This is a genomic window from Paracoccus gahaiensis (genome assembly GCF_005048225.1).
Taxonomy (GTDB): domain Bacteria; phylum Pseudomonadota; class Alphaproteobacteria; order Rhodobacterales; family Rhodobacteraceae; genus Paracoccus; species Paracoccus gahaiensis.
Window position 1 is genome coordinate 49,598 of sequence record NZ_SUNI01000005.1, and the last position, 22,539, is coordinate 72,136.

23 protein-coding genes are annotated in these 22,539 nt (G+C 68.6%); 7 read left to right on the plus strand and 16 right to left on the minus strand.

What is annotated here, in order from left to right:
- Positions 1–101 precede the first annotated feature (101 nt).
- The 5 genes from FA743_RS07865 to FA743_RS07885 form a co-directional block, all read right to left on the minus strand.
- Positions 102–1,028 carry a glucokinase gene (locus FA743_RS07865; protein ID WP_136885326.1) on the minus strand — a complete coding sequence of 309 codons (927 nt, stop codon included), beginning with the start codon at positions 1,026–1,028 and terminating at the stop codon, positions 102–104.
- A 12-nt stretch (positions 1,029–1,040) separates the two neighbouring features.
- Entirely contained in the window at positions 1,041–2,147 is a 1,107-nt protein-coding gene (locus FA743_RS07870) for an ABC transporter ATP-binding protein (RefSeq protein WP_136885328.1), read from the minus strand.
- A gap of 3 nt (positions 2,148–2,150) precedes the next feature.
- Positions 2,151–2,966 (minus strand): carbohydrate ABC transporter permease, encoded by an 816-nt coding sequence (locus FA743_RS07875; RefSeq protein ID WP_246054897.1) that lies wholly within the window; start codon positions 2,964–2,966, stop codon positions 2,151–2,153.
- A 28-nt stretch (positions 2,967–2,994) separates the two neighbouring features.
- On the minus strand, positions 2,995–3,867 hold the full coding sequence (locus FA743_RS07880; RefSeq protein ID WP_136885332.1) for a carbohydrate ABC transporter permease: 873 nt from the start codon (positions 3,865–3,867) through the stop codon (positions 2,995–2,997).
- Positions 3,868–3,932: 65 nt separating this feature from the next.
- On the minus strand, positions 3,933–5,174 hold the full coding sequence (locus tag FA743_RS07885; protein WP_425467177.1) for an ABC transporter substrate-binding protein: 1,242 nt from the start codon (positions 5,172–5,174) through the stop codon (positions 3,933–3,935).
- 183 nt (positions 5,175–5,357) lie between these two features.
- On the opposite strand from FA743_RS07885, the gene FA743_RS07890 reads away from it, so the two are divergent.
- The 3 genes from FA743_RS07890 to FA743_RS07900 all read left to right on the plus strand — a co-directional run bounded on the left by FA743_RS07890 (position 5,358) and on the right by FA743_RS07900 (position 7,991).
- Complete coding sequence (locus FA743_RS07890) at positions 5,358–6,074, plus strand: response regulator transcription factor (RefSeq protein ID WP_136885334.1); 717 nt, start codon at positions 5,358–5,360, stop codon at positions 6,072–6,074.
- Positions 6,061–7,473 (plus strand): sensor histidine kinase, encoded by a 1,413-nt coding sequence (locus tag FA743_RS07895; RefSeq protein WP_136885336.1) that lies wholly within the window; start codon positions 6,061–6,063, stop codon positions 7,471–7,473. Before FA743_RS07890 ends, FA743_RS07895 begins: the two co-directional genes overlap by 14 nt.
- Positions 7,474–7,565: 92 nt before the next feature.
- On the plus strand, positions 7,566–7,991 hold the full coding sequence (locus FA743_RS07900; RefSeq protein ID WP_136885338.1) for a hypothetical protein: 426 nt from the start codon (positions 7,566–7,568) through the stop codon (positions 7,989–7,991).
- Here FA743_RS07900 and FA743_RS07905 read toward each other — a convergent pair whose 3' ends face one another.
- The 4 genes from FA743_RS07905 to FA743_RS07920 form a co-directional block, all read right to left on the minus strand.
- Positions 7,992–8,732, minus strand: a complete 741-nt coding sequence (locus tag FA743_RS07905; protein ID WP_136885340.1) for an amino acid ABC transporter ATP-binding protein — start codon at positions 8,730–8,732, stop codon at positions 7,992–7,994.
- On the minus strand, positions 8,729–9,403 hold the full coding sequence (locus FA743_RS07910) for an amino acid ABC transporter permease (RefSeq protein WP_136885342.1): 675 nt from the start codon (positions 9,401–9,403) through the stop codon (positions 8,729–8,731). Before FA743_RS07910 ends, FA743_RS07905 begins: the two co-directional genes overlap by 4 nt.
- Positions 9,404–10,159: an amino acid ABC transporter substrate-binding protein gene (locus FA743_RS07915; RefSeq protein ID WP_136885344.1), complete on the minus strand. Its 756-nt coding sequence runs from the start codon at positions 10,157–10,159 to the stop codon at positions 9,404–9,406. It abuts the gene before it with no gap.
- Positions 10,160–10,333: 174 nt separating this feature from the next.
- The gene (locus FA743_RS07920; protein WP_136885346.1) at positions 10,334–10,957 is read right to left on the minus strand and encodes an enoyl-CoA hydratase/isomerase family protein; all 624 of its coding nucleotides are present in this window, start codon (positions 10,955–10,957) and stop codon (positions 10,334–10,336) included.
- A gap of 75 nt (positions 10,958–11,032) precedes the next feature.
- Here FA743_RS07920 and FA743_RS07925 point away from each other — a divergent pair, with 75 nt between their 5' ends.
- The 3 genes from FA743_RS07925 (at position 11,033) to FA743_RS07935 (ending at position 14,849) form a co-directional block, all read left to right on the plus strand.
- A complete protein-coding gene (locus FA743_RS07925; protein ID WP_136885348.1) occupies positions 11,033–12,649 on the plus strand; it encodes a DUF2125 domain-containing protein in 1,617 nt (538 codons plus the stop codon).
- A 72-nt stretch (positions 12,650–12,721) separates the two neighbouring features.
- A complete protein-coding gene (locus FA743_RS07930; RefSeq protein ID WP_136885350.1) occupies positions 12,722–14,086 on the plus strand; it encodes a TldD/PmbA family protein in 1,365 nt (454 codons plus the stop codon).
- Positions 14,073–14,849, plus strand: a complete 777-nt coding sequence (locus tag FA743_RS07935) for a 3'(2'),5'-bisphosphate nucleotidase CysQ (protein ID WP_136885353.1) — start codon at positions 14,073–14,075, stop codon at positions 14,847–14,849. The genes FA743_RS07930 and FA743_RS07935 overlap by 14 nt, the downstream gene beginning before the upstream one ends.
- Before the next feature lie 18 nt (positions 14,850–14,867).
- Here the strand turns inward: FA743_RS07935 and FA743_RS07940 are convergent, their stop codons facing one another.
- From FA743_RS07940 to FA743_RS07970, 7 genes are read right to left on the minus strand one after another with little or no spacing between them, the layout of a single operon-like run.
- Positions 14,868–15,509, minus strand: a complete 642-nt coding sequence (locus FA743_RS07940) for a PqiC family protein (RefSeq protein ID WP_246054887.1) — start codon at positions 15,507–15,509, stop codon at positions 14,868–14,870.
- Between the two features lie 2 nt (positions 15,510–15,511).
- On the minus strand, positions 15,512–17,563 hold the full coding sequence (locus FA743_RS07945) for a PqiB family protein (protein ID WP_136885357.1): 2,052 nt from the start codon (positions 17,561–17,563) through the stop codon (positions 15,512–15,514).
- 36 nt (positions 17,564–17,599) lie between these two features.
- Positions 17,600–18,259, minus strand: a complete 660-nt coding sequence (locus tag FA743_RS07950; RefSeq protein WP_136885359.1) for a paraquat-inducible protein A — start codon at positions 18,257–18,259, stop codon at positions 17,600–17,602.
- Complete coding sequence (locus tag FA743_RS07955) at positions 18,256–18,987, minus strand: paraquat-inducible protein A (RefSeq protein ID WP_342774378.1); 732 nt, start codon at positions 18,985–18,987, stop codon at positions 18,256–18,258. Before FA743_RS07955 ends, FA743_RS07950 begins: the two co-directional genes overlap by 4 nt.
- A 48-nt stretch (positions 18,988–19,035) precedes the next feature.
- Entirely contained in the window at positions 19,036–20,826 is a 1,791-nt protein-coding gene (locus FA743_RS07960; protein ID WP_136885363.1) for a sensor histidine kinase, read from the minus strand.
- Between the two features lie 9 nt (positions 20,827–20,835).
- Complete coding sequence (locus FA743_RS07965) at positions 20,836–21,402, minus strand: RNA polymerase sigma factor (protein WP_135314113.1); 567 nt, start codon at positions 21,400–21,402, stop codon at positions 20,836–20,838.
- A gap of 55 nt (positions 21,403–21,457) precedes the next feature.
- Positions 21,458–21,568 carry a NepR family anti-sigma factor gene (locus FA743_RS07970; protein ID WP_228461377.1) on the minus strand — a complete coding sequence of 37 codons (111 nt, stop codon included), beginning with the start codon at positions 21,566–21,568 and terminating at the stop codon, positions 21,458–21,460.
- 132 nt (positions 21,569–21,700) lie between these two features.
- Between FA743_RS07970 and FA743_RS07975 the strand changes: the two genes are divergently transcribed.
- Complete coding sequence (locus tag FA743_RS07975; protein ID WP_136885365.1) at positions 21,701–22,504, plus strand: response regulator; 804 nt, start codon at positions 21,701–21,703, stop codon at positions 22,502–22,504.
- Positions 22,505–22,539 lie beyond the last annotated feature (35 nt).

The following is a 22,539-nucleotide window of genomic DNA, read 5'->3' on the forward strand; positions in this document are numbered from 1 at the left end:
TTCTTGCTTGCGCCAATAGAAACAGGATCGACCCTTTGAATCCAGCAGACTTTGGCCTTTTGGGCGGTTTCGGCGTTAACCTTTGTATGATCGGACGGGCGTCAGGACAGGGCGGCCAGGCAGCCGTGCAGGGCGGCCATGTCATCGCGGATCAGGAAAACCGGCGTGTTTTCGGGGATATGGCGCATATGCGCCTCGGCCAGGAAGGCCGGTTCGAACAGGGGCATCCGGTCGGCAATGCTGCGCCCCACGCTGCCCGCCAGAAACAGCCCCTCCAGCGGCATGAAGCGCAAAGCCAGCTCACGGCACAACAGGCCCACCAGTTCCGCGAACAGGTCATAGGTCGCCACGGCCTGCGGATCGCCCGCCTCGGCGGCCTCTGCGATCTGCTCGCTGCGGATCGTCCCGGTGCCGGTCAAGGCGGCATGCAGGCGCGACAGCCCGCGCCCGGCGAAGGTTTCCTCGGTCGAGAAGAACCCGGCCGCCGCATCCGGGCCGCAGCGGTCGATCAGCCGGGCCATGATGTTGGCGGGCAGATGGGTGTGGCCCTCTTCGGCCTCGAGGACGGTGATGGCGCCGCCGGGCAGCACGCGGACCGCGCAGACGTTGAAGCCGGTGCCCAGACCCACGACCAGCGCCTGCCCGTTGCGCGACCGGTCGTCGGGCGCGGCGCGCAGGGTGGCCAGATGATCGCCGGTCAGCGCGGGTGTGGAATAGCCCAGGGCGGACAGGTCGTTGATCAGCCGCACCTGATCGGCATCGGTCAGCCGCGCCAGGTTGTCCTCGTCAAAGGACCAGTCGCGGTTGGTCAGCCGCGCCTGGCCGCCGCTGACCGGGCCCGCCACGGCGATGCACATGGACGAGACATGGGGCTGATGCTGTTCGGCCATGAACTGGCGCACCACATCGTCGAAGCTGGCAAAGTCGTCGCCCCGGAACCGGGTGACGGTGGCCGGATCGATGGTCCCGTTGCGCGCGATCGCCAGCCGCGCATTGGTTCCGCCCACATCGCCCAGAAGCATCGCCATCCACTTACCTCATCAGTTCAACCGTTCCCCATCTGTAGGCGAGAAGTAGGACACTTTCGAGAGGTCGAATGCCAAGGGGAACATCGCCCGGGGCCGGACCGCGCTTTCGGCCCGCAGCCGCGCGGTGACCGCCTTGCCGCCCAGATGGGTGACGGCGAAGGTGTCGGCGCCCGCCGGCTCGACGATCTCGATCATCACCTCGCCGCCCGCGCCCTGCGCGGTGCCGGGCAGATGGGCGTTGCCGGTGGCCTCGTGGATGTCCTCGGGACGCACGCCCAGGATGATCTGGGCGGGCAGATCGCGGGCCACCGGGTCGGTGATGACCAGGGGCTCGGCGCCGTCGCGCGCGATCTCGATCCGGGTCTGGCCGGCATCGACGCGGACGCGGGCCGGGATCAGGTTCATCGCCGGGCTGCCCATGAAATCGGCCACGAACATGTTGGCGGGCCTGTTGTAGATTTCCGCCGGCGTGCCGATCTGCTGGATCACGCCGCCCTTCATCACCACGATCTTGGTGGCCAGCGTCATCGCCTCGATCTGGTCATGGGTGACATAGACGATCGACGCGTTCAGGTCCTGGTGCAGCTTCTTGATCTCGGTCCGCATGCTGACGCGCAGTTTCGCGTCCAGGTTGGACAGCGGCTCGTCGAACAGGAACAGCTTGGGATCGCGCACCAGCGCCCGGCCCATGGCGACACGCTGGCGCTGGCCGCCCGACAGCTGGCCGGGCTTGCGGTGCAACAACGGCTCGATCTGCAGCTGGCGCGAGACCTCGGCCAGCTTGGTGTCCTGCGTCGCCTTGTCGACACCGCGCACCTTCATGCCGAAGGTGATGTTCTTGGCGACCGTCATCGTCGGGTAAAGCGCATAGGACTGGAACACCATCGCGATGTCGCGGTCCTTGGGGCTGACGCCGGTCACGTTGCGCCCGGCGATCTGGATGTCGCCGCCGGTGATCGGCTCCAACCCCGCGATGCAGTTCAGCAGCGTGGATTTCCCGCAGCCCGAGGGGCCGACCAGGACCAGGAAGTCGCCCTCGTCGATGCTGATGTTGATGTCGTGCAGGATATGGGTGTCGCCATAGGCTTTCTGCAGGTGATCGATCTGAAGGATGGGCATGGGTTATCCCTTGACGCTGCCGGCGGTCAGGCCGCGGATGAAATACTTGCCGGCTATGACATAGACCAGCAGCGTGGGCAGGGCGGCGATGATCGCCGCGGCCATGTCCACGTTGTAGGCCTTCACGCCGGTGGTGGAGTTGACGATATTGTTCAGCGCGACGGTCACGGGCTGCGATCCGGCCCCGCTGAAGCTGACGCCGAACAGGAAATCGTTCCAGATCTGCGTGAACTGCCAGATGACCGACACGGTGATGATCGGCAGCGAGATGGGCAGGAAGATCGACCAGAAGATGCGGAAGAACCCCGCCCCGTCGACCTTGGCCGCGCGGACCAGTTCCTGCGGGATGGTGACATAGTAGTTGCGGAAGAACAGCGTGGTGAAGCCCAGGCCATAGATCACATGGACGAAGATCAGCCCCGGGATCGTGCCCGCCAGCCCCATCAGGCCCAGCATCTGCGCCATGGGAAGCAGCACGACCTGGAACGGGATGAAGCAGCCGAAGAGGATCGCGGCAAAGAGTAGGTTCGCGCCCCGGAACGTCCATTGCGCGAAGACATAGCCGTTCAGCGCGCCGATCACGGTCGAGATCAGCACCGCAGGCACCGCCATCAGCACCGAGTTCCAGAAGAACGGCCGCAGCCCCTCGCATTGAGTGCCGGCGCAGGCGGTGGACCAGGCCTCGGCCCAGGGGGCGAAGGTGATGTCGCGCGGCAGGGCCAGCAGGCTGCCGGTGCGGATCTCCTCGAGGCTTTTCAGCGAGGTCGTCAGCATGACGAACAGCGGCATCAGATAGAACAGGGCGAACAGGATCAGCATCCCGTACAGGCCCCAACGCAATGCGGTGTTACTGGTCACGGCGCGGCCTCAATTCACTGTACAGATACGGGACGACAATGGCGAAGATGACCATCATCATGATCATGGCGCTGGACGCCGCCTGCCCCAGATCGCCGCGCGAGAAGGCCATGGCATACATGTAGGTCGCGGGCAGGTCGGTCGCATAGCCGGGGCCGCCGCCGGTCAGTGCGATGACGAGATCGAAGGCCTTGATGGCCAGATGCGCCAGCACGATGAAGGCCGACAGGAAGATCGGCGCCATCGTCGGGATGATGATCGCGGAATAGATGCGGTGCGTCGGGATGCCGTCGACCTGGGCTGCGCGGATGATCTCGGTGTCGACCGACCGCAGGCCGGCCAGGAACAGCGCCATCACGAAGCCCGAGGCCTGCCAGACGGCGGCCAGCACGACGGTGTAGATCGCCATCTCGGGGCGGATCAGCCAATCGAAGGTGAATGTCTCGAACCCCCAGCCCCGCACGGCCTCCTGGATGCCCAGACCGGGGTTCAGGATCCATTTCCAGGCGGTGCCGGTGACGATCAGTGACAGCGCCATCGGGTACAGGTAGATGGTGCGCAGCACGCCCTCGGCCCGGATCTTCTGGTCCAGAAAGATTGCCAGCATCAGCCCGATCACCATCGAGATCACGATGAACAGCCCGCCGAAAAGGAACAGGTTGTTCATCGCCACGTCCCACCGGGGGGCGTCGAACAGGCGCTGATATTGCGTCACCCCGTCCAGTTCATAGCGCGGCATCAGCCGCGAGCGCGTGAAGCTGATCCAGGCCGTCCAGGCGATGAAGCCATAGACGAAGATCATGATCGCCGCAAAGGACGGCGCCAAGACCAGCTTGGGCACGTTGCGTTCAAGCCATTCCATTTTTCGGTAAACCCCCAGGGAAAAACCCCGCGCCCGGATCGGGGCGCGGGGTCGTCAGGCCGAGATCACATCGAGTTCGCGACGGCGTCGGCCAGCTGCGCCACGGCGTCATCCGACGACATGTCGCTGTTGAAATGCGCGGTCACCACATCGGTGATCGCACCGGCCGGCGCGCCACGCAGCGCCATGCCATGGGCATAGCTGGGCAGCAGCGAGCCCGCCTCGGCATCCGCTGTCATGTCGGCATTGGACTGGGTGGCGCAGTCGTCGAACCCGTCCAGCGCCACGTCAGTGCGCGCCGGGATCGAGCCCTTGTTCAGGTTGAAGGTCTGCTGGAAATCCGGCCCCATGATCAGGTTGGCCAGCAGCGCCTGGCCCTGCTGCTTGTCTTCACCATCCAGCTCGAAGAAGGCGAAGCTGTCGACGTTGTAGAGGAACCCCTCGCCCGGGGTCGGCGCGCAGACGAAATCGACGCCCGGCTCTTTCCCGGCGGCCAGAAACTCGCCCTTGGCCCAGTCCCCCATGATCTGGAAGGCGGCCTCGCCGTTCATGACCATGGCGGTGGCCAGGTTCCAGTCGCGGCCCGAGAAGTTGTCGTCGACATAGCCGCGAATGGTGCGCATCTCGTCGAAGACCGACTTCATGGTGTCCGAGGTCAGCGCCTCGGTGTCCAGATCGACCAGCGCCTGCTGGTAGAATTCCGGCCCGCCCAAACCCAGCACGACGGTCTCGAAGATGGTCGCGTCCTGCCAGTTCTGGCCGCCATGGGCCAGGGGCGTGACGCCCGCGGCCTGCAGCTTCTCGGCGGCGGCGTTGAACTCGTCCCAGGTGGTCGGCATCTCGATGCCATGCTCGTCCAGGATCTGCTTGTTGCCCCAGATCCAGTTCACGCGGTGCACGTTCACCGGCGCGGCGCACCACTGGCCCTCGCATTTCATGTGCTCGGCGATCTGCGCGGGCAGGACGTCGTCCCAGCCATTCTCCTCGGCCACGGGGCCGATATCGGCCAGGCCGACCTCTTCGTACCATTCCTGGATGGCGGGGCCCTTCAGCTGCACGGCGGTGGGGGCGTTGCCCGACAGCACGCGGGCGCGCAGCGCGGTCATCGCCGCATCGCCGCCGCCGCCCGCGACGGGCATGTCGGTCCAGGTGCCGCCTTCGGCCGCGAACTGCTCCTGCAGGACGGCGACGGATTTCGCCTCGCCGCCCGAGGTCCACCAGTGCAGCACTTCGGCGGTGGGTTCGGCCAGGGCGGGCCCGGCCAGCATCACGGCGGTCGAGGCCGCCAGCACGGATTTCATGTTCATGGATCCTCCCAGATCTCTGCCGCGCGGACATCGGTGATCCGCGTGTGGCGCCATCATGCCAAACCGGCAGCCATGTCCGCAACGCAGCACAGCCATGCGCCCAGCAGATTTCACGACCTTGCGTTACAGTCTGTTACGCAAACCGCCGCGCCGGTGTAGAACGGGCCCCGGAGGACCAAGGGGATGAGCCTGCACCGCCTGCTGCTGGTCGAGGATGATGCCGACATGGCCGCCATGCTGGCCGCCTATCTGCAGCGCCAGGGCTTTCATGTCGCCCGCGCCGCCGACCGGGCGGGCGCGCTGGCCGCACTGGCGGGCGCGCGGGTCGATCTGATCCTGATGGACGTGTCCCTGGGGGACGACAACGGCGTCGCGATCTGCGCCGAGATCCGCGCGGCGCAGGACGTGCCGATCATCATGGTCAGCGCCCTGTCGGCCGATCACCAGCGCATGGCGGGCTACGAGGTCGGCGCCGATGATTACATCGCCAAGCCCTTCAACCCCGACCTGCTGCTGGCCCGTATCCGGGCCGTGCTGCGTCGGGCGGGCCGCGCGCCCAGCCTGTCGCACCGGCGCCGCGACAGCCTGCTGACCTTCGGCGGCTGGCGCTATGACGCGCGGCGCGACGAGGTGACGGCGCCCGGCGGCTGGCAGGTGTCGCTGTCGGCGCGCGAGACCGCCCTGCTGCGGGTGTTTCTGGCCAACCCCCTGATTCCCCTGACGCGCGAGGAGATCGCCGCCGCACTGGACGACGACGAGGCCGCCGACAGGGCGTCTGCGGGCCGGGCCATCGACATGCTGGTGGGCCGGTTGCGCCACAAGACCGAGGCCGGGCTGATCCGGACCGAGCGCGGCACCGGCTATGTCCTGACGACCGAGGTCACGCGTGAGCCTCAGTGACCGCTTCAGCCTGCGCATGCTGGCCAGCCTGTGGGTGGGCCTTGCGATGGCGGCGGGGGGGCTGGCGGTCTGGCTGTGGATGGCCAGCGACGCCGCGTGGCGGGGGCATCTGGACCGGGCCTATGTGGCGGGGCTGGCCCTGGCCGACAGCCTGGACAACGGCAGCGGCCTGCCCGAGGGGATCCGGCTGGTGCAACTGCGCGACGCGCCCGCGCTGCCGCCGGGCTGGCGGCAGACGGTGATCACCCTGACCGGCGGCGGGCGCCCCGATCTGGCGCGCGGTGCGCGGCTGTCGCTGCGCATCCAGTCGCCCGACATCCTCTATCCCGTGGCCGAGGTGCAAAGCTTGGGCGGCGGCAGCCAGGCGGCGGGGCTGGCCTCGGTCGCGCGGACGATGGCACGGTTCTGCAGCGATCCGCACCTGTTCGTGCAGCAGGATGCCGGGCCGTGGCTGCGGGTCGAGGGCGCGGCGATCTGGGGCTGCGATGCGGCCCCGCCCGACCGGCGCCTGTGGGCCGGGGCGGCGGCCGTGGCGGCGCTGGCTTTGCTGCTGGGCTGGGTGGCCGAGGTCTCGGGCGCCTTCGCGGCCTTCGCGCGCGCTCTGGGCGATCACCGGGCCCGCACCGCCGCCCTGCCCGAGGGCGGGGTCGAGGAGCTGCGCCAGACCGCGCAGGCGGTGAACGCCTATGTCGCGCAGGACCGCGCCGCGCTGGAAAACCGCGCTCTGGTCCTGTCCGGCGTCAGCCACGATCTGGGCACCCCGGCGACCCGGCTGCGCCTGCGTTCCGCGATGATCGAGGATGCCGACCTGCGCGCCCGGCTGGAGCGCGACATCGACGAGATGACCGCGATGATCGACGGCGTGCTGACCTATACCCGGGCCGAGATCGGGGCCGAGCCCTTCCGCGACCTGTCCCTGACCTCGCTGGCCGAGGCGGTGGTGGCCGATTACCAGGATGTGGCGCTGCCCGTCACCCTGCAGACCGCCCCGCCCCGCCCCGCCCGGGCGGGCACGCTGTTCTCGCGCACGACCAGCCGGGCCGCGCCCGACGCCCAGACCATGCTGATGCGCGGCCAGCCGACCGCCCTGCGCCGCGCCCTGTCGAACCTGATCGACAATGCGCTGAAATACGGGCGCGAGGCGGTGGTCAGGGTCGGCGGCGATGCCGACGAGCTGTGGCTGACGGTCACCGACCGGGGCTCGGTCCTGACGGGCGACGACATGGCGCGGCTGACCGGCGCCTTCCAGCGGGGCGAGAATTCAGGGGCCCTGCCGGGGGTGGGGCTGGGTCTGGCGATCGTCTCGACCATCGCGGCCCAGCATGGCGGGCGGCTGGAGTTCGACCAGGCCCCCGAGGGGCTGGAGGCGCGGATGATCCTGTCGCGCCAATGGGCATGATGCAGCGAACAGGGCCCGAGGCCGTGCAAAACGGGAACCTTGGCCGCAAAGCCTGCGTTTTCCTGCGTATCATGCAAGAAAAGGCTGCATCCATGACCCGCGCAGATCGCATCGTCCGCCTTGGCCTCGCCGGCAGCGTCGTGCTGCTTGGCGCCATGCCCGCCCTTTCCGCCAGCCGGTCCGACCAGCCCGTTCAGGTCTGGAGCGCCATGCAGGGGATCGCGCCCGCGGCCCTGCTGGAGGATGTGCAGGACCTGCCTTTGTCCGACATGGCCATCGACGACCAGCCATACTGCGCCGGCGATCAGGAGATCGCCGCGACCCTGACCACCGATTTCAACGAGGTTCAGGTCGAGCAATCCGATACCAGCGGCACCGAGCTGTGGGGATCGGACCAGCTGGGCACCTGGACCCTTGTCGCGCCGCGCGCCGACGACACCAGCTGCATCATCGCCAGCGGAATCGGCTTCACCGCCGATCGCCAGACCGAGGCCTATTACACCGTCGCAGGCCTCTGATCAGCCCACCCGGCGCAGGAAGGCCCGCGTTCGGTCATCCTGCGCACGCCCGAACAGCTGTTCGGGCGGCCCCTGCTCGACGATCCGCCCCCCCTCCATGAACACCACGCGATCCGCGATCTCGCGGGCGAACTGCATCTCGTGCGTGACGATCATCATCGTCTGGCGCCCGTCCGCGATGCGCCGGATCAGGTCCAGCACCTCGCCCACCCATTCCGGGTCCAGCGCACTGGTCGGTTCGTCGAACAGCAGCAGATCGGCGTCCAGCGCCATCGCCCGCCCGATTCCCACCCGCTGCTGCTGACCGCCGGATAGGGCGGCAGGATAGCTGTCGCCCCGGTCGGCCAGCCCGATCTGCGTAAGGATGTCGTCAGCCCGCGCCTGCGCCTTGTCCTTGGACCAGCCGCGCACAGTCGTCAGACCTTCGGTGATGTTGGCGCGCGCCGTCTTGTTGGCGAACAGCGCATAGTTCTGGAAGACGAAGCCCGTCCGGCGCCGCAGGGCCAGCACATCGGCATTCTTGGCGCGCGCCGCATCGACGGTTAGGTCACCCACGCGGATCACCCCCTCCTCGGGACGATCCAGGTAGTTCAGGCAGCGCAGCAGCGTCGACTTGCCGGTCCCCGAGGGGCCGATGATCGCCACCCGTTCGCCGGGTTGCAGGCACAGGTCGATGCCGTCCAGCACGGTATTCGTGCCGAAACGCTTGACCAGGCCGGTGATCTCGATCTCGCAGCTCATCGTGCCACCGCCTTTCCCAGACTGATCTCAAGCCGCCGCTGGCCCACCGACAGCGTCTCGACGATGACCCAGTAGAACAGCGCCACCACCAGGAATGCCTCCAGATAGAGGAAGCTGCCGGCGGCCTCCTTCTGGGCGGCGCCCATCATCTCGGTCACGCCCAGGGTGAAGGCCAGCGAGGTGCCTTTGATCATGTCGATGAAATAGTTCATCAGCGTCGGCGCCGCCGTGCGCGCGCCCTGCGGCAGAATGATGCGGCGCAGCACCTGGCCCCGGGTCATGCCCACGGATTGCGCGGCCTCCCACTGGCTGCGGTCCACGCCCAGGATCGCGCCCCGGATGCTTTCCGCCATATAGGCCGAGAAATGCAGCGTCAGCCCGATGATCGCCGCCGTCACGCCGTCGATCCCGGTCAGCGCGGGCATCACCTGCGGCAGGCCGAAATAGAACAGGAACAACTGCACCAGCAGCGGCGTAGCGCGAAAGAAGCTGATGAACACCGCCACGAAGCGGTCCAGCACCGGGATGCGCAGCACCCGCACGATGGCCAGCGCCGCCCCCAGGGTCAGCGCGCCCACCATCGCCACGATCGCCATGAACATCGTCAGCGGCACATAGCCCGCGATGACCGGGATCAGGTCCCACATATAGGCGGTGTCCAGAGGCCGCATTTATTCGGTCGCAGGCTGGGTCACGTCGGCCTCCAGCCAGCGCTGCGAGATCTCGGCCAGGGTGCCGTCCTCCTTCAGCGTGGTGATGGCGGCGTCCACGCGGTCGCGCAGGGCCTGCCCCTCGGCATCGTTGCGGAACGGCAGGGCGTTTCGGATCTCGGCGAAGGGCGCCCCGGCCAGGGCCAAAGGCAGCGGGCTTTGCGCGATCACCTGCGCCGAGGACACGCGGTCCATGACGAAGGCATCGACGCGGCCAAGCGCGGTGTCCTGCTCGATATTGCTTTCATAGGTGCGGATCTCGATCTCGTCCGCATTGGGCAGGTCGCGCAGCAGCTGTTCGAAGTTCGACCCCAGGTTCACGGCCACCGTCCGGCCCGACAGGCTGTCCGGCCCGGTCACCTCGTCCTCGTTGCCCGCGCGGGTCACGACCTGCGCGCCGTCATAGACATAGGGCTGGGTGAAGACGAAGGCGGCCTCGCGGTCGGGGGTGATGGTGATCTGATTGGCGATCGTGTCGATCCGCCCCGATTCCAGCGAGCCTATCAGCCCGGAAAAGGACATGGTCACGAATTCGACCTCGTCCCCTGTTTCCTCGGCCACGGCATTGAGGAAATCCACCTCGAAGCCCTGCAATTGGTCGGCGCGGGTGAAGGTGAAGGGGAAATAGCCCCCCGACATGCCCACGCGAATCGTGTCGGCGGCGGCGGGAAGGGCTGTGGTCAGGGCAAGGGCTGCGGCGACGACAAGCTTGCGCATCGGAATTCTCCTGTAACTTCTGGCCCTTCAGGTGCGGGCGGAACGGGCGGTTCGCAAGCCGGGCGCGCGCAAATAAGAACGGCGTCGGCGTCCCGCGCAGCCCGAAGGGACGCGGTGATGCCGGGTAACGGCGGGGCCGGAACTTCGTTCCCGGAGCCTGCGGGGCCAAGGCCCTCAGATCGGGCCGTGCATCGCCTTGATCGCCGCGACATGCGCGGGCGTGGCGGCCAGCGCGTCGGCGGCCAGCGCCAGGGCTGCGGCCTGCAGGTCGGCCTCGGGCAGGATGCGGTCGACCAGACCCCAGGCCAGCGCCTCGGCCGCCTCGATCCGCGCCCCGCCCATCAGGATCATCCGGGCGCGCGAGGACCCGACCAGCCGCACCAGCCGGGCCGGATCGCTTGGCTGGGGCAGAAAGCCCAAGCGCATCACCGGATAGAAGAACCGCGCGCCGGGCACCGCCAGCCGGATGTCGCAGGCCAGCGCCATGCCGAAGGCGCCGCCCGCCAGCGTGCCGTTCAGCGCCGCGATGGTCAGGCAGGGCAGGCTGGCCAGCGCGCCCGACAGCGCCTCCCATTCGGGGGCGGTGGCCAAGGTGCCGGTCTGCGCCTCGGTCAGGTCGGCGCCTGCGGAAAAGACCCGCCCGGTCCCGGTCAGGACCAGCGCCCGGGCCTCGCGGCGCCGGGCCTCCTCGACGCCCGCATGAAGGTCGCGCAGCAGGGCGGCGGTCAGGGAATTGGCCTTGTCGGGACGGTCGATCGTCAGCAGGGACAGGCCCTGATCGTGGTGGCTGCGGATCACGACTTGTTCCCTTTCCCTTTCGAAGGCACTGTGTCAGGAATGCCACGGACTCTGGGTTTGCGAAAGGTCTTCCTCATGTCTCGTCCCCTTGCAACCTCGGCCCTTGCGCTGATTCTGGGCGCAGGCCCGCTGCTGGCCGATGTCACGCCCAACGAGGTCTGGCAGAACCTGCGCGACGGCTATGAACAGATGGGCTATCAGGTCCAGGTCGGCTCGGAAGAGGGCTCGGGCGACCAGCTGTCGCTGAGCGACGTGGTCCTGACCGCCGAGGACGAGACCGCCTCGGACATGACCCTGACCATCCCCCGGATCGACCTTGCCGCCACCGGCGACGGCGCTGTGCGCTCGGTCGTCGAGGGCCGGATGGTGCTGCAGATGCGCGACACCCTTCCCGAGGGCGAAGAGGTCGGCATCACCCTGACCCTGGACGCGCCGGGCAACCAGACGCTGTCCTCGGGCAGCGCCGACGAGATGCAGCACAGCTTCGTCATGCCGACCCTGGTGCTGGAAGGCCGCACGCTGGACGACAGCGACGAGGTGCCCGTCACCGCCACCCTGACCAATGTCGAGGGCACGCAGACCAATGCCACCGCCGCCGATGGCAGCGCCGCCCAGACCTATCTGGGCAGTGCCGACATGCTGGAGATGCAGATCAGCGCCACCGGCCCCGCCGCCGGCACTGACCCCGACATGCCGTCCGAAGACATGCCATCCGACGATGCCGCCCCCGAGGCCGAAGGCGAGGCCACCGCTCCGACCGACACGGCGGCCACCGACAGCTTCGATGCGACCTTCCGGATCAGCGACCTGACGCTGGAGGGCGAGGGCACCTCGCCGGCGGGCGACCTGAACTTTGGCAACCAGCCCGCCGCCGCGCTGGAAGCGGGCTTTTCGGGGGCGGGCCGCTTTGCGATGGGCGCCATCGCGGGCAGCTTCACCTCGGCCACGACCGGCGGCGAGGGCGAGGATGCCACGGCCAGCGGCGAATTCGCGGCCGCCAGCGGCGCGCTGGCCGTCTCGATGAGCGCCGAGGGGCTGACCTACGAGGGCAGCAGCACCGACATGACCACGCAGTTGACCTCCTCCGGGATGCCCTTCCCGATCTCTTACGCGGCGGCGCTGAACAGCTTCCGGCTGGCGATGCCCGTCGTGGCCTCGGAGGAGGAACAGTCCTTCTCGCTGCTCTACGCGCTGGAGGGGCTGACCTTGGACGACGCCATCTGGCAGGCGCTGGACCCCGAGGCCGCCCTGCCTCGCGATCCCGCCAGCCTGACCATCGACCTCGAGGGGCAGACGATCCTCAGCCAGAACTTCATGGATCCCGAGTTTGCCGATGGCAGCCAGACCGGGCCGGATGGCGAGCCGGTGATGCCCTATCAGCCGCGCAGCCTGTCGATCAACGACCTGTCGCTGGACGCGATCGGGGCCAGCGTGCAGATGTCGGGCGACCTGACCTTCGGTGACGATCCCAGCCAGCCGGTCGGCACCGTGACCGGCCTGTTCAGCGGCATCGACACGCTGCTGGACAGCCTGGCCACGATGGGCGTCGTCCCGCAGGACCAGCTGATGGCCCCGCGCATGATGATGGCGATGTTCGCCCGCCCGGTCGAGGGCAACCCCGACCAGCTGCAGACCGAGATCGAGTTCCGCGAGGGCGGGTCCATCTTCGCCAACGGGCAGCAGATCCAGTAAAACCGCGATCCGGCGGCCGGGGCCCCTGCCCCGGTCGTCGTTTTTTCAGACCTCCATTCAGATGAGCCCTTCATGACCGCCCACCCGACCGATCCGTTCCGCCTCAAGCATCTGGCCGAGGCTCTGGTCGAGGCCGCCCGCAAGGCCGGGGCGGATCAGGCGGATGCGCTGGCGGTCGATGGCCGGGCCATCGGCATCGACGTGCGGGCCGGCGGTCTGGAGCAGGCCGAGCGGTCCGAAGGGATCGAGATCGGGCTGCGCGTGCTGACCGGCGGGCGGCAGGCGACGGTGTCCTCGTCCGATCACGGCGACGAGGCCATCGCGCAGATGGCCGCGCGCGCCGTCGCCATGGCCCGCGAGGCGCCCGTCGACGACGATCTGGGGCTGGCCGATCCGGGGCAGCTGACCGCGCGCCGCGATGCCCGCCATCTGGACATCGCCGACGAGGGCGCCGAGCCCGACCCCGCCCATCTTCAGGACATGGCCCTGCGCGCCGAGGCCGCCGCCCTGTCGGCCCAGGGCATTGCCCAGGTCGAGGCCGCCCAGGCCAGCTACAGCCACCGCCGCATGTGGCTGGCGGCCTCGAACGGGTTCTCGGGCGGCTATGCCCGGACCGGCCATGCGTTGGCGGTCATGGCCATCACCGGCGAGGGGCTGGGCATGGAGCGCGACTATGCGAGCGAGTCCCGCGTCTATGCCGCCGACCTGCCCAGCCCGGAACAGATCGGAGCGCTGGCCGCCGAACGCACCCTGGAACGCGCGGGTGCCCGCAGGCCGCCGACCGGGGCCTTCCCGATCCTCTTCGACCGCCGCGTGTCGGCCTCGCTGATCGGGCATCTGCTGTCGGCGGTGAACGGCGCCGCCGTCGCGCGCGGGGCCAGCTGGCTGCGCCGCGACCTGGGCGAGGCCGTGCTGCCCCCCGGCATGGACCTGACCGAGGACCCGCTGCGCCCGCGCTATCCCTCGTCGCGCCCCTTCGATGCCGAAGGGCTGGAGACGGGCGTCCGCAAGATCGTGGCGGATGGCGTGCTGCAGGGCTGGACACTGGATCTGGCCACCGGGCGCAAGCTGGGCATGGCCAGCACGGCGGCAGCAGTGCGCGGGACGGCCTCGGCCCCGGCGCCGGGCCACAGCAATGTCATCCTGACGCCGGGCCGCGTCAGCCGGCAGGATCTGATCGCGCAGATGGGGCGCGGGCTGGTCGTGACCTCGATGCTGGGCGCGTCCATCAACGGCACCACGGGGGATTACTCACGCGGCGCCGCCGGGTTCTGGATCGAGAACGGCCAGATCGCCTGGCCGGTCAACGAATGCACCATCGCGGGCAACCTGCGCGAGATGCTGATGACGCTGGTCGCCGCCGACGATGCCCTGCCCTGGCGCGCGAACGAGGTGCCCAGCCTGCTGGTCGGGGGCATGACCGTTGCCGGCGCTTGAGGACGACCTGACCCTGCTGGCCGAGGCCGCCCGCGATGCCGGGCGGATCGCCCTGCGCTATTGGCGGCGCGATCCCCGGGCCTGGGACAAGGGCGGCGATGCCGGGCCAGTGACCGAGGCCGATCTGGCCGTCAACGACGCGCTGGAGGCCCGGCTGATGGGCGCGCGCGCCGATTACGGCTGGCTGTCCGAGGAAAGCGAGGCCGATCCGGCGCGGCTGGATGCGCGACGCTGCTTCATCATCGATCCCATCGACGGCACCCGCGCCTTCATCGACGGGCAGGAGGGGTTCTCCCATTCGCTGGCCGTGGCCGAGGGCGACCGCATCATCGCCGCCGTCGTCCATCTGCCGGTGCTGGACCTGACCTATACCGCCGTCGCGGAGGGCCCGGCGCTGCTGAACGGCGCCCCCATCGCGCCGACCGGGGCCGATATCAACGGCGCCACCGTGCTGACCTATCGTGCCGTGACCGAGGCCGCGAACTGGCGCGGCGCGCTGCCGCCCTTCCGGCGCGAGTTCCGGTCCTCGCTGGCCTGGCGGCTGTGCCTGGCGGCCGAGGGGCGGTTCGACGCCGCCCTGTCGCTGCGCGCGGCCTGGGAATGGGACATCGCGGCGGGCAGCCTGATCGCGGAACGCGCGGGGGCCGCGGTCAGCGACCGGCGCGGCCAGCCGATGCGCTTCAACAGCCCGCGCGCGCAGGTGGACGGGCTGATCGTCGCGGGCGACCGGCTGCACGGGCAGCTGCTGGCCGCGCTGGCCTGAGGCCCCGACCCTTCCGGATCAGAACAGTGGCGGCAGGCCGAATTCGTCGGTGGCGGGTTGCGTGGTCGCGATCGTGGCGCCCGGCCCCGACAGGGTCGCGATCTGCTGCGCCAGGATCGAGATCGCCTGGCTAAGCGCCACCGCCGTCTCGCCCGGCCCCTGCGCCGCCATCGGCACCCGGATGTCGAAGCTGCGCGCATGGTTGGTGCCGCCGCCGGTCAGCCCGTCATCCGACACGAAGTAGCGCCCCGACAGCCGATAGCTGTTGTCGGCCTGGGCCAGCGCCCGTTCGACCCGCACCTCCAGCCGGCGCGCGGGGGGCTGGGCCAGGGGCCAGGGCTCTCCGATCACGGTGGCGCCGGACACCTCGCCGATGGCACGGGCCAGCGTGGTGGTGAAGGCGCGCGAGGGGCTGTCGGCCCACAGGTTGTCCGGGTTCGACCGCACCGCGCCATCGGGAGACTGGTAGGCCACCTCCTGATCGCCCGCATATTCGGGCAGGGACACGTCCTTCAGCTCGGCGGTGCCGAGGCGGTTCGGGACCTGCACCCCGGCGGTGGGCGGGTCGATCAGGAAGCGGCCCGTATCCTCGGGGTTGGAACAGGCGGCCAGCAGGGCCGATCCCAGCAAAGCAAGAACGGGAAAAGAAGATTTGATCATGACTATCGTCCCAGAATGAAGGCGCGGGGATTGCGTTCGATCAGCCGGGCGACCGAGCCGATGGATTGAGTGGCACGGCGCAGCTCGCGCAGCGCGCCGATCAGTTCGCTGTTGAAGGCCGAGCGGTCGCCATAGCTGGCGAACAGCGTCTCGGCGCGTGCGGCGGTCTGCTGCAGGCTGCCGATCAGCTGCGGCAGCTGCTGGACCGAGGCCGCGATCTGGTCCGCCGCCCCCCTGGCCGAGGTCAGGGCGTTGTTCAGGCTGCCCACCGCCCCGCCGTCGCGCAGGTCGGTCAGCAGGCCCGTGGCGGCCTCCAGCGTGTTGGACAGGTTGCGCGGCAGCTCTTCGGCATCCTCGCTGCCCAGCATGGCGCGCAGATCGGCCAGGATTCCCTCGGCCTGCAGGCTGATCTCGGCAAAGCCGAATTCCTCGACCGAGGCGGCGGCGATGTCGATCTGGTCGACCATCTCGGGCACGCCCACGGCGGCCTCGCTGACGGCGGTGAAGGCGGCGGACGCCTCGTCCAGCATCCGTGCCAGGGTCTGGCCGCTGTCGGCGTCCCGCAGATCGCCGGTGATCGCGCTGATATCGGCCAAAGCCAGGCTGCCATCCTCGATGGCCTGCAGCACGGCGCCCGGAATCGCGCGGGTGTCCTGCGCGCTGGCCAGCACGGTCACGCTGTCCAGCATGTCGCGGGCCGAGGTCAGCACCTCCTCGATGGGCAGGTTGCCGATGCGGTTCACCAGCCCCTGAGCGCTGGCGGTGAAATCGTCCAAATCGCCCGGGACCGAGGGGATCAGCGGGTTCGGGTCCGCCGCCGTGTCCAGAGCCGCCTCGGCAGCATCGGGGATCTGCACCAGCTCGACCATCAGGGTGGTGCCGAGGAATCCGGCGCTGGCCACGCGACCGCGCAGCCCGCCCGCGACCTCTTCGGTCAGAAGCGCCAGTGCATCCTCGGCGGTCGCGCCATCGGGCAGGCCCATGCGGCGCGGCGAGATGATCATCGTGACCAGCTGCCGGGGCTGGGGCGCGCCGTCGGGACCCTCGGTCAGGCTGACGGCCAGATCGACGACGCGCCCGACCCGAAGGCCCTGGAACTGCACGTCGGCCCCCTGCTCCAGCCCTTCCAGGCTGTCGTCGATCAACATGCCGACCCGCAGCAACGAGCTGTCGTCGACCTCGAAGCGCGAGGCGCGGGCCGCGCCCTCGTCGGACTGGACGGCGAATTCCTGCCCCGGCGCGATGGGATCGCCGCCGCTGACGAAGGTCTCGAAGGCGACGCCACCCTGCAGCAGCGAGGACAGCGAGTTCACGTTCAGCGCCACGCCCTGCGCGCCAAGCGACACGGAAAAGCCCGAGGTGTCCCAGAAGACGCTGGCGCTGGTCAGGCGTTCGTTATGGGGGGCGTTCACGAAGGCGTCGGCCAGCACGCGGTCGCTGCCCTCGTCCAGCCGGATGTTCTCCAGCCGCCCGACCTCGACCCCCCGGAACAGCACCGGCGCGCCCTCGGACAGGCCATCGGCGCTGTCCATCGACAGGGTCACCCAGCTGCCCGGCTGATCCTCGCGGATCAGCGGTGGGCGGACCAGACCGACGAAGCGGTCGGCAGGGGCCGAGATGTCGGAATCCCAATAGCCTTCGATGAAGGCGCCGCTGAGGACGGTGTCCAGACGCGTCACCCCCTGCGCGCTGACCTGCGGGCGCACGATCCAGAAGGCGGCCTGATCGTCGATATATTGCGCGATCTCGGTATCCACGCGGACCGAGACGACGACGCGGGACAGATCCTCAGTGAACTTGACGCCCTCGACCTGGCCCACGGTGATCTCGCGAAAGCGCAGCGTGGTGTCGCCCGGCGTGATGCCGGTGGCATCGGCGAATTCGATCTCGACCACGCTGCCCCGGTCGCGGAAGGCGTTCCAAGCGATGCCGAGCGTCACGATCAGCGCCACGATGGGCACGATCCAGACGACATTGATCCCGGCCTGCGCCGCCTTGGCCGCAGTCTTCCGGACCGGACTGGCCGGTTGCAGGGGCGGGGGGGTCTCACTCATCAGTCGCTGTCCTTGGTCGTCATGTGTCGGGACCGATCAGTCGGTCTTGCTGCGCAAAGGCAGGCCCCGCCAGATCAATCTTGCGTCAAAGCTTTGTGCGGAAAGCATCGTGAAGGCAACGGAGAGCGCGAACGAGACCGCTGCCGGGCCGGGATGGATCGAGGCCACGAATCCCAGCTGCACCAGCGCCGACAGGATCGCCACCACGAAGACGTCGATCATCGACCAGCGCCCGATGAATTCCACCACCTCGTAGGTCTTCAGCCGGGTGTGCGCCTGATCGACCGTCGCGGGCCGCCCGGCCACCGTCGCCAGCCAGGCGATGGCGATGAACTTGCCCATCGGCACGATGATCGAGGCCACGAAGACGATGATCGCGATGTCATAGCTGCCGTAATGGATCAGCTCGGCCACGCCGCCCAGGATCGTCGCCTCGGAATTTCCTGCAAGGCCCGCGAAGGTCTGCGTGCTCATCATCGGAAAGACATTGGCGGGGATATAGCAGATCAGCCCGGCCAGCCACCACGCCCAGACCGCCTGCAGCCCGCGCCGGTCGGGCGGGACCAGATGCGCGCCGCAGCGCCGGCACTTGACCTGATCCGAGGGCCAGACCCGCCCGCAGCGCGCGCAGCCGGCCAGACCGGCGCGATGCGCGGTCAGGATCGGCGCGGCGGGCTGTCCGGTGGGCGCGCTCATGCGTCCTCGGGACGGGGCAGGGGTTGGGATGGGGGCGCGGGGGTCGCGCGGGGGCCGAATTCGGTCTGCAGCCCGGCATCCTCGATCGCGTCCCAGATCGAGGTCTGGCACATGAAGGCCCGGCTGGCGAGATTGACGAAGATCAGCGCGCAGAAGGCCCAGAAGGCCGGGCCCAGATGGACCGTCGCCAGGCCCGCAACCTTGACCAGCGCCACCGCCGTGCCGATCACGAAGATCTCGGCCATGGACCAGGGGCGCAGGATTTCCGACCAGCGATAGGCGCGGGCGGCATGGCGGCGGGGCGGGCGCCCCTGCGCCAGCGGCACCAGCGTGTAAAGCAGCAGGACGGACCGCAGGATCGGCAGGCCGATGATCATCGCCAGCACCGCCAGCACCAGGGGCAGCAGCACCCCCTCGGCAAAGGCCAGCGCCACGTCGAAGAGCGAGCTGGCATTGCCGAAGCCCATGGTCGAGACCTCGAGGAACGGGAAGAACACCGCCCCCACCAGCAGCACGACCGAGGTGAAGGCCAGCGCGATCAGCTGCGCGAAGGCCCCGTCGCGGGGCTTGGCCAGGACCGTGCCGCAGCGGATGCAACGCGCCGTCTCGCCCAGATCCAGGTCTTCCTCGACATGCAGGGCGTCGCAGCGCGGGCAGGCCATCAGCCCCCGTCCGGTTTTCAGGTCATAGGTCGGTTCGCGTTCCATTTGCAGAAGATAGCTCAGCACAGCCTTAGCGCAAGCGCGCTGCACGCCGATTTGAGCGGCGTCGCGGCGCTAATGTCGCGATCCCGCCCGGGCCGCCGAGGTCAGCACCACCTGCCGGGGGCTACCGGCCGGACCGAGGTTTCCCTGCGACAGCGTGAAGGCCAGCGACAGGCGATAGGCGCCGTCCTCTTCAGAAGCGCTGATGTCGCCCTCGAGCTGCATCGAGAAGGCCTCGATCAGCTGGCTGCCCAGCCCGGTGCTGCCGGCGGCGCCGCCGGGACCGGTGGAATTCGACACCTCCAGCAGGCCCTGCCCGGGGCTGGGCGAGGTCAGCGAGACGCGCACCCAAGGCGGGCCACCCTGCGCCGGCCTGCCCGCATATTTGACGGCATTGGTGAAGGCTTCGGTGGTCAGCAGGGTCAGCGGCACCGCCTGATCGGGCAGCATGGTCAGCGGCTGGATGTCCGAATGGATCCGCAGGTCGCGGCCCGACACGCGGGTGGCCGTGCTCAGCTGCGCGATGATGTCGGTGATCAGCCGGTCGGCATTCACCGCGTCCAGCTGTTCGGCCTGATAGAGGTTGCGATAGATCGTGGCCAGCGCCGCCACCCGGTCCTGGACCGAGCGCAGCACCCGCTTGGCATCGGGGTCGTCGATGAGCCGGCTCTGCATGTTGATGATCGAGGCGATCAGTTGCAGGTTGTTCTTCACCCGGTGATGAACCTCCTTCAGCAGGACGGTCTTTTCGGCGACGGCCTTTTCCATCGCCTCTTCGTCGCGGATCAGGATGCGGGCCATGTTGTGAAAGGTCTGGCTGACATCGGTGATCTCGGTCGGCGCATCCTCCAGCACCGGGGGGGCGGTGTCACGGTTGCCGATGGCAAAGCGCCGCATCTGGCCGCGCAGGACGGTGATATGGCGCAGGACCAGCCGGAAGACCGCGAAATAGGCCACCGCCAGCGACACCACCCACAGCGCGGCGGGCAGCATCACCGCCCCGAAGCGTGACAGCTGGAAAAGACCGATCCCGGAGCTGCGGGGACTCCAGCTGCCCAGGGCATAGACGAGGTTCGGTACGACCGGAACAACGGTGAAGACCCGCATTTCCCCGTTATTGGCAATGTCGCGGAAGGTCGTGTCCTTGGCTCCGGCCAGACTGGCCAGCGTCACGTCGCGGGGCAGAAGGCCGGTGGGATCGCCCTCTTGCCCGTCATCGGCGATCAGGATGCGACCGGACTGGTTGAAGGTCAGGATCCGCGCGCCCTCGGTGCCGAAATCCATCGCATGGGTCGATCGCAGCAGCTCCTGCGTCAGCGACAGCGCCGTCAGGCCCAAGAATTCGCGGTCGCGATACAGGGGCTGCAGCACGACCACCACCGGCTGACCGCTGGCCGGACCGCGCGGCAGCGAGGTCACCGTGGTCATGGGCATGGCCATCAGCTCGGTGACCAGCTCGTGTCCGGACAGATCCAGCGTCGGCGCCCCCGGTTCGGCGGACTGGCAGGCCACCAGGCCGTCGATCGGAATGAAGGCCGCATGACGATAGGTGCCGCTGCGCTGCACGAAATTGCGCAAGAGGTCCGAACAGATGCCGGGACGGTCCAAGGTCTCCAGAATGGCCGGCCCCAAGGCATCCGCCGATCCGAGCGCGCTTTGCAGCAGGGCCCTTTCGCCGGAGGCCGCCGAGGCGGTGCGTCCCAGCAGCGCCGTCTCGGCACTGCGCTCGGCCTCGCGCGACAGGTGCAGGTTCTGGACCAGAGAGATCAGGCCGATGGGCAGGATCGCCACGGACAGAAGCGCCCCGAGCCGAAACCCGAGGCGCCGCGTGAAGTCCATCCGTTCGGTGAGCCGCCGCAGCACCGCCCCGACTCAGCGCGAGTGCGAGTTGTTCTGGGCCATCACGGCGAGGGTCGCCTGATCGGTCATGTTGAGTTCCTCGCCCTGTTCCAGATGCAACAGTTCGGCCAGCTTGCGCCGCCCGCGATTGGCGCGCGACTTGACCGTGCCGACGGCGACACCCGTCATGTCGGCGGCTTCCTCGTAGGAAAAGCCCGAGGCGCCGACCAGGATCAGCGCCTCGCGCTGTTCGTCGGGCAGCTTCTGGAACGCGGTGCGGAAGTCGCGCAGGGCCAGACGGCCGTCATGGTCGGGCCGGGTGGCCTGCCGCGCGGCATGGATGCCGTCGCTGTCGCTGACCTCGCGCTTGGTCTTGCGGCGCGACGAATAGAAGGTGTTGCGCAGGATGGTGAACAGCCAGGCGCGCAGGTTCGTACCGGCCTGGAACTTGTCCATGTTCGTCCAGGCCTTGACGATGGTGTCCTGCACCAGATCGTCCGCCGCCGCCCCTTCGCGGGTCAAGGACAGCGCGAAGGCCCGCAGGGCGGGCAGATGATCGACCAACTGGTCACGGGGATGGGCCGTCGAGGGTTGGGTCATGAGACTATCTTACCGGCAGGCTGAGGCAGAATGAGGGGTGCTGTCGGGGACACCGTCATTCCTGATCCTTCAGCTTTTTCAGCAGATCAAGAAACCGATCCGGAATCTGGTCGGTGGCGTCCTGCTCGTAGACCCGCTTGAGGTTCTCGTCGATCTGCTTTTCCACTGCCGCTCTCCGACGGTCGTCTCGTTTGGCTGTCATATTATTGTTAGTCCCGACAAACTTGTGCGCACGCTATGCAACCGATAGGAGGTTCCGATGGTTCCTTGCAAGACGCGAAATAAGAGGACTGTGTAGATGACTGCTGCCGATCTGGCCCAATCCATCGGGCGCGAGCTTCCGTTCCTGCGCCGCTACGCGCGCGCCCTGACCGGCAGCCAAAGCGCCGGTGACAATTATGCGGCCGCCACGCTGGAGGCGATCCTGACCGACCGCAGCGTGCTGGACGGCGAGGATGACCTGCGCATCGCGCTGTTCAAGACCTTTCATGCGATCTGGCAAAGCTCGGGCCAGCCCGTCGAAGAGGCCGATATCAGCGCGCGCGAACGCCGCGCCCAGGACCATCTGCGTGGCCTGACCCCGAACTCGCGCGAGGCCCTGCTGCTGCGCACGATCGAGGAACTGCGCAGCGACCAGATCGCCCGCGTCATGCAGATCGAGCCCGCCGAGGCCGAGGAGCTGGTCCAGATCGCCCTGAACGAGATGAGCAGCACCCTGCGCGGCCGCGTCATGGTCATCGAGGACGAGATGATCATCGCGATGGACCTCAAGGGCATCGTGCAGGCCATGGGCCACGAGGTCACGGGCGTCGCCCGCACCCATACCGCCGCGATCGAGTTGGCGGGCAAGCACCGCCCCGACCTGATCCTGGCCGACATCCAGCTGGCCGACGGATCTTCGGGCGTGGATGCGGTGAACGAGCTGCTGGCCAGCATGGGCGACATCCCGGTGATCTTCATCACCGCCTTCCCCGAGCGGCTGCTGACCGGCGACCGGCCCGAGCCGGCCTTCCTGATCTCGAAGCCCTATAGCGAGGAGCAGGTCCGCTCGGCCGTCAGCCAGGCGATGTTCTTCGCGTCGACCGAGGGGCTGGAGGCCTGAGGCCACCCGCCACCCGGACGGAACAGGGCGCCCCT

What these genes read in the sequence shown, in the direction of transcription:
- FA743_RS07865 (WP_136885326.1), bottom strand. Translation starts at nt 1,028, where the DNA reads ATGGCGATGCTTCTGGGCGATGTGGGCGGAACCAATGCGCGGCTGGCG.
- FA743_RS07870 (WP_136885328.1), bottom strand. Translation starts at nt 2,147, where the DNA reads ATGCCCATCCTTCAGATCGATCACCTGCAGAAAGCCTATGGCGACACC.
- FA743_RS07875 (WP_246054897.1), bottom strand. Translation starts at nt 2,966, where the DNA reads ATGCTGATCCTGTTCGCCCTGTTCTATCTGATGCCGCTGTTCGTCATG.
- FA743_RS07880 (WP_136885332.1), bottom strand. Translation starts at nt 3,867, where the DNA reads ATGGAATGGCTTGAACGCAACGTGCCCAAGCTGGTCTTGGCGCCGTCC.
- FA743_RS07885 (WP_425467177.1), bottom strand. Translation starts at nt 5,174, where the DNA reads ATGAACATGAAATCCGTGCTGGCGGCCTCGACCGCCGTGATGCTGGCC.
- FA743_RS07890 (WP_136885334.1), top strand. Translation starts at nt 5,358, where the DNA reads ATGAGCCTGCACCGCCTGCTGCTGGTCGAGGATGATGCCGACATGGCC.
- FA743_RS07900 (WP_136885338.1), top strand. Translation starts at nt 7,566, where the DNA reads ATGACCCGCGCAGATCGCATCGTCCGCCTTGGCCTCGCCGGCAGCGTC.
- FA743_RS07905 (WP_136885340.1), bottom strand. Translation starts at nt 8,732, where the DNA reads ATGAGCTGCGAGATCGAGATCACCGGCCTGGTCAAGCGTTTCGGCACG.
- FA743_RS07910 (WP_136885342.1), bottom strand. Translation starts at nt 9,403, where the DNA reads ATGCGGCCTCTGGACACCGCCTATATGTGGGACCTGATCCCGGTCATC.
- FA743_RS07915 (WP_136885344.1), bottom strand. Translation starts at nt 10,159, where the DNA reads ATGCGCAAGCTTGTCGTCGCCGCAGCCCTTGCCCTGACCACAGCCCTT.
- FA743_RS07925 (WP_136885348.1), top strand. Translation starts at nt 11,033, where the DNA reads ATGTCTCGTCCCCTTGCAACCTCGGCCCTTGCGCTGATTCTGGGCGCA.
- FA743_RS07930 (WP_136885350.1), top strand. Translation starts at nt 12,722, where the DNA reads ATGACCGCCCACCCGACCGATCCGTTCCGCCTCAAGCATCTGGCCGAG.
- FA743_RS07940 (WP_246054887.1), bottom strand. Translation starts at nt 15,509, where the DNA reads ATGATCAAATCTTCTTTTCCCGTTCTTGCTTTGCTGGGATCGGCCCTG.
- FA743_RS07945 (WP_136885357.1), bottom strand. Translation starts at nt 17,563, where the DNA reads ATGAGTGAGACCCCCCCGCCCCTGCAACCGGCCAGTCCGGTCCGGAAG.
- FA743_RS07950 (WP_136885359.1), bottom strand. Translation starts at nt 18,259, where the DNA reads ATGAGCGCGCCCACCGGACAGCCCGCCGCGCCGATCCTGACCGCGCAT.
- FA743_RS07965 (WP_135314113.1), bottom strand. Translation starts at nt 21,402, where the DNA reads ATGACCCAACCCTCGACGGCCCATCCCCGTGACCAGTTGGTCGATCAT.
- FA743_RS07975 (WP_136885365.1), top strand. Translation starts at nt 21,701, where the DNA reads ATGACTGCTGCCGATCTGGCCCAATCCATCGGGCGCGAGCTTCCGTTC.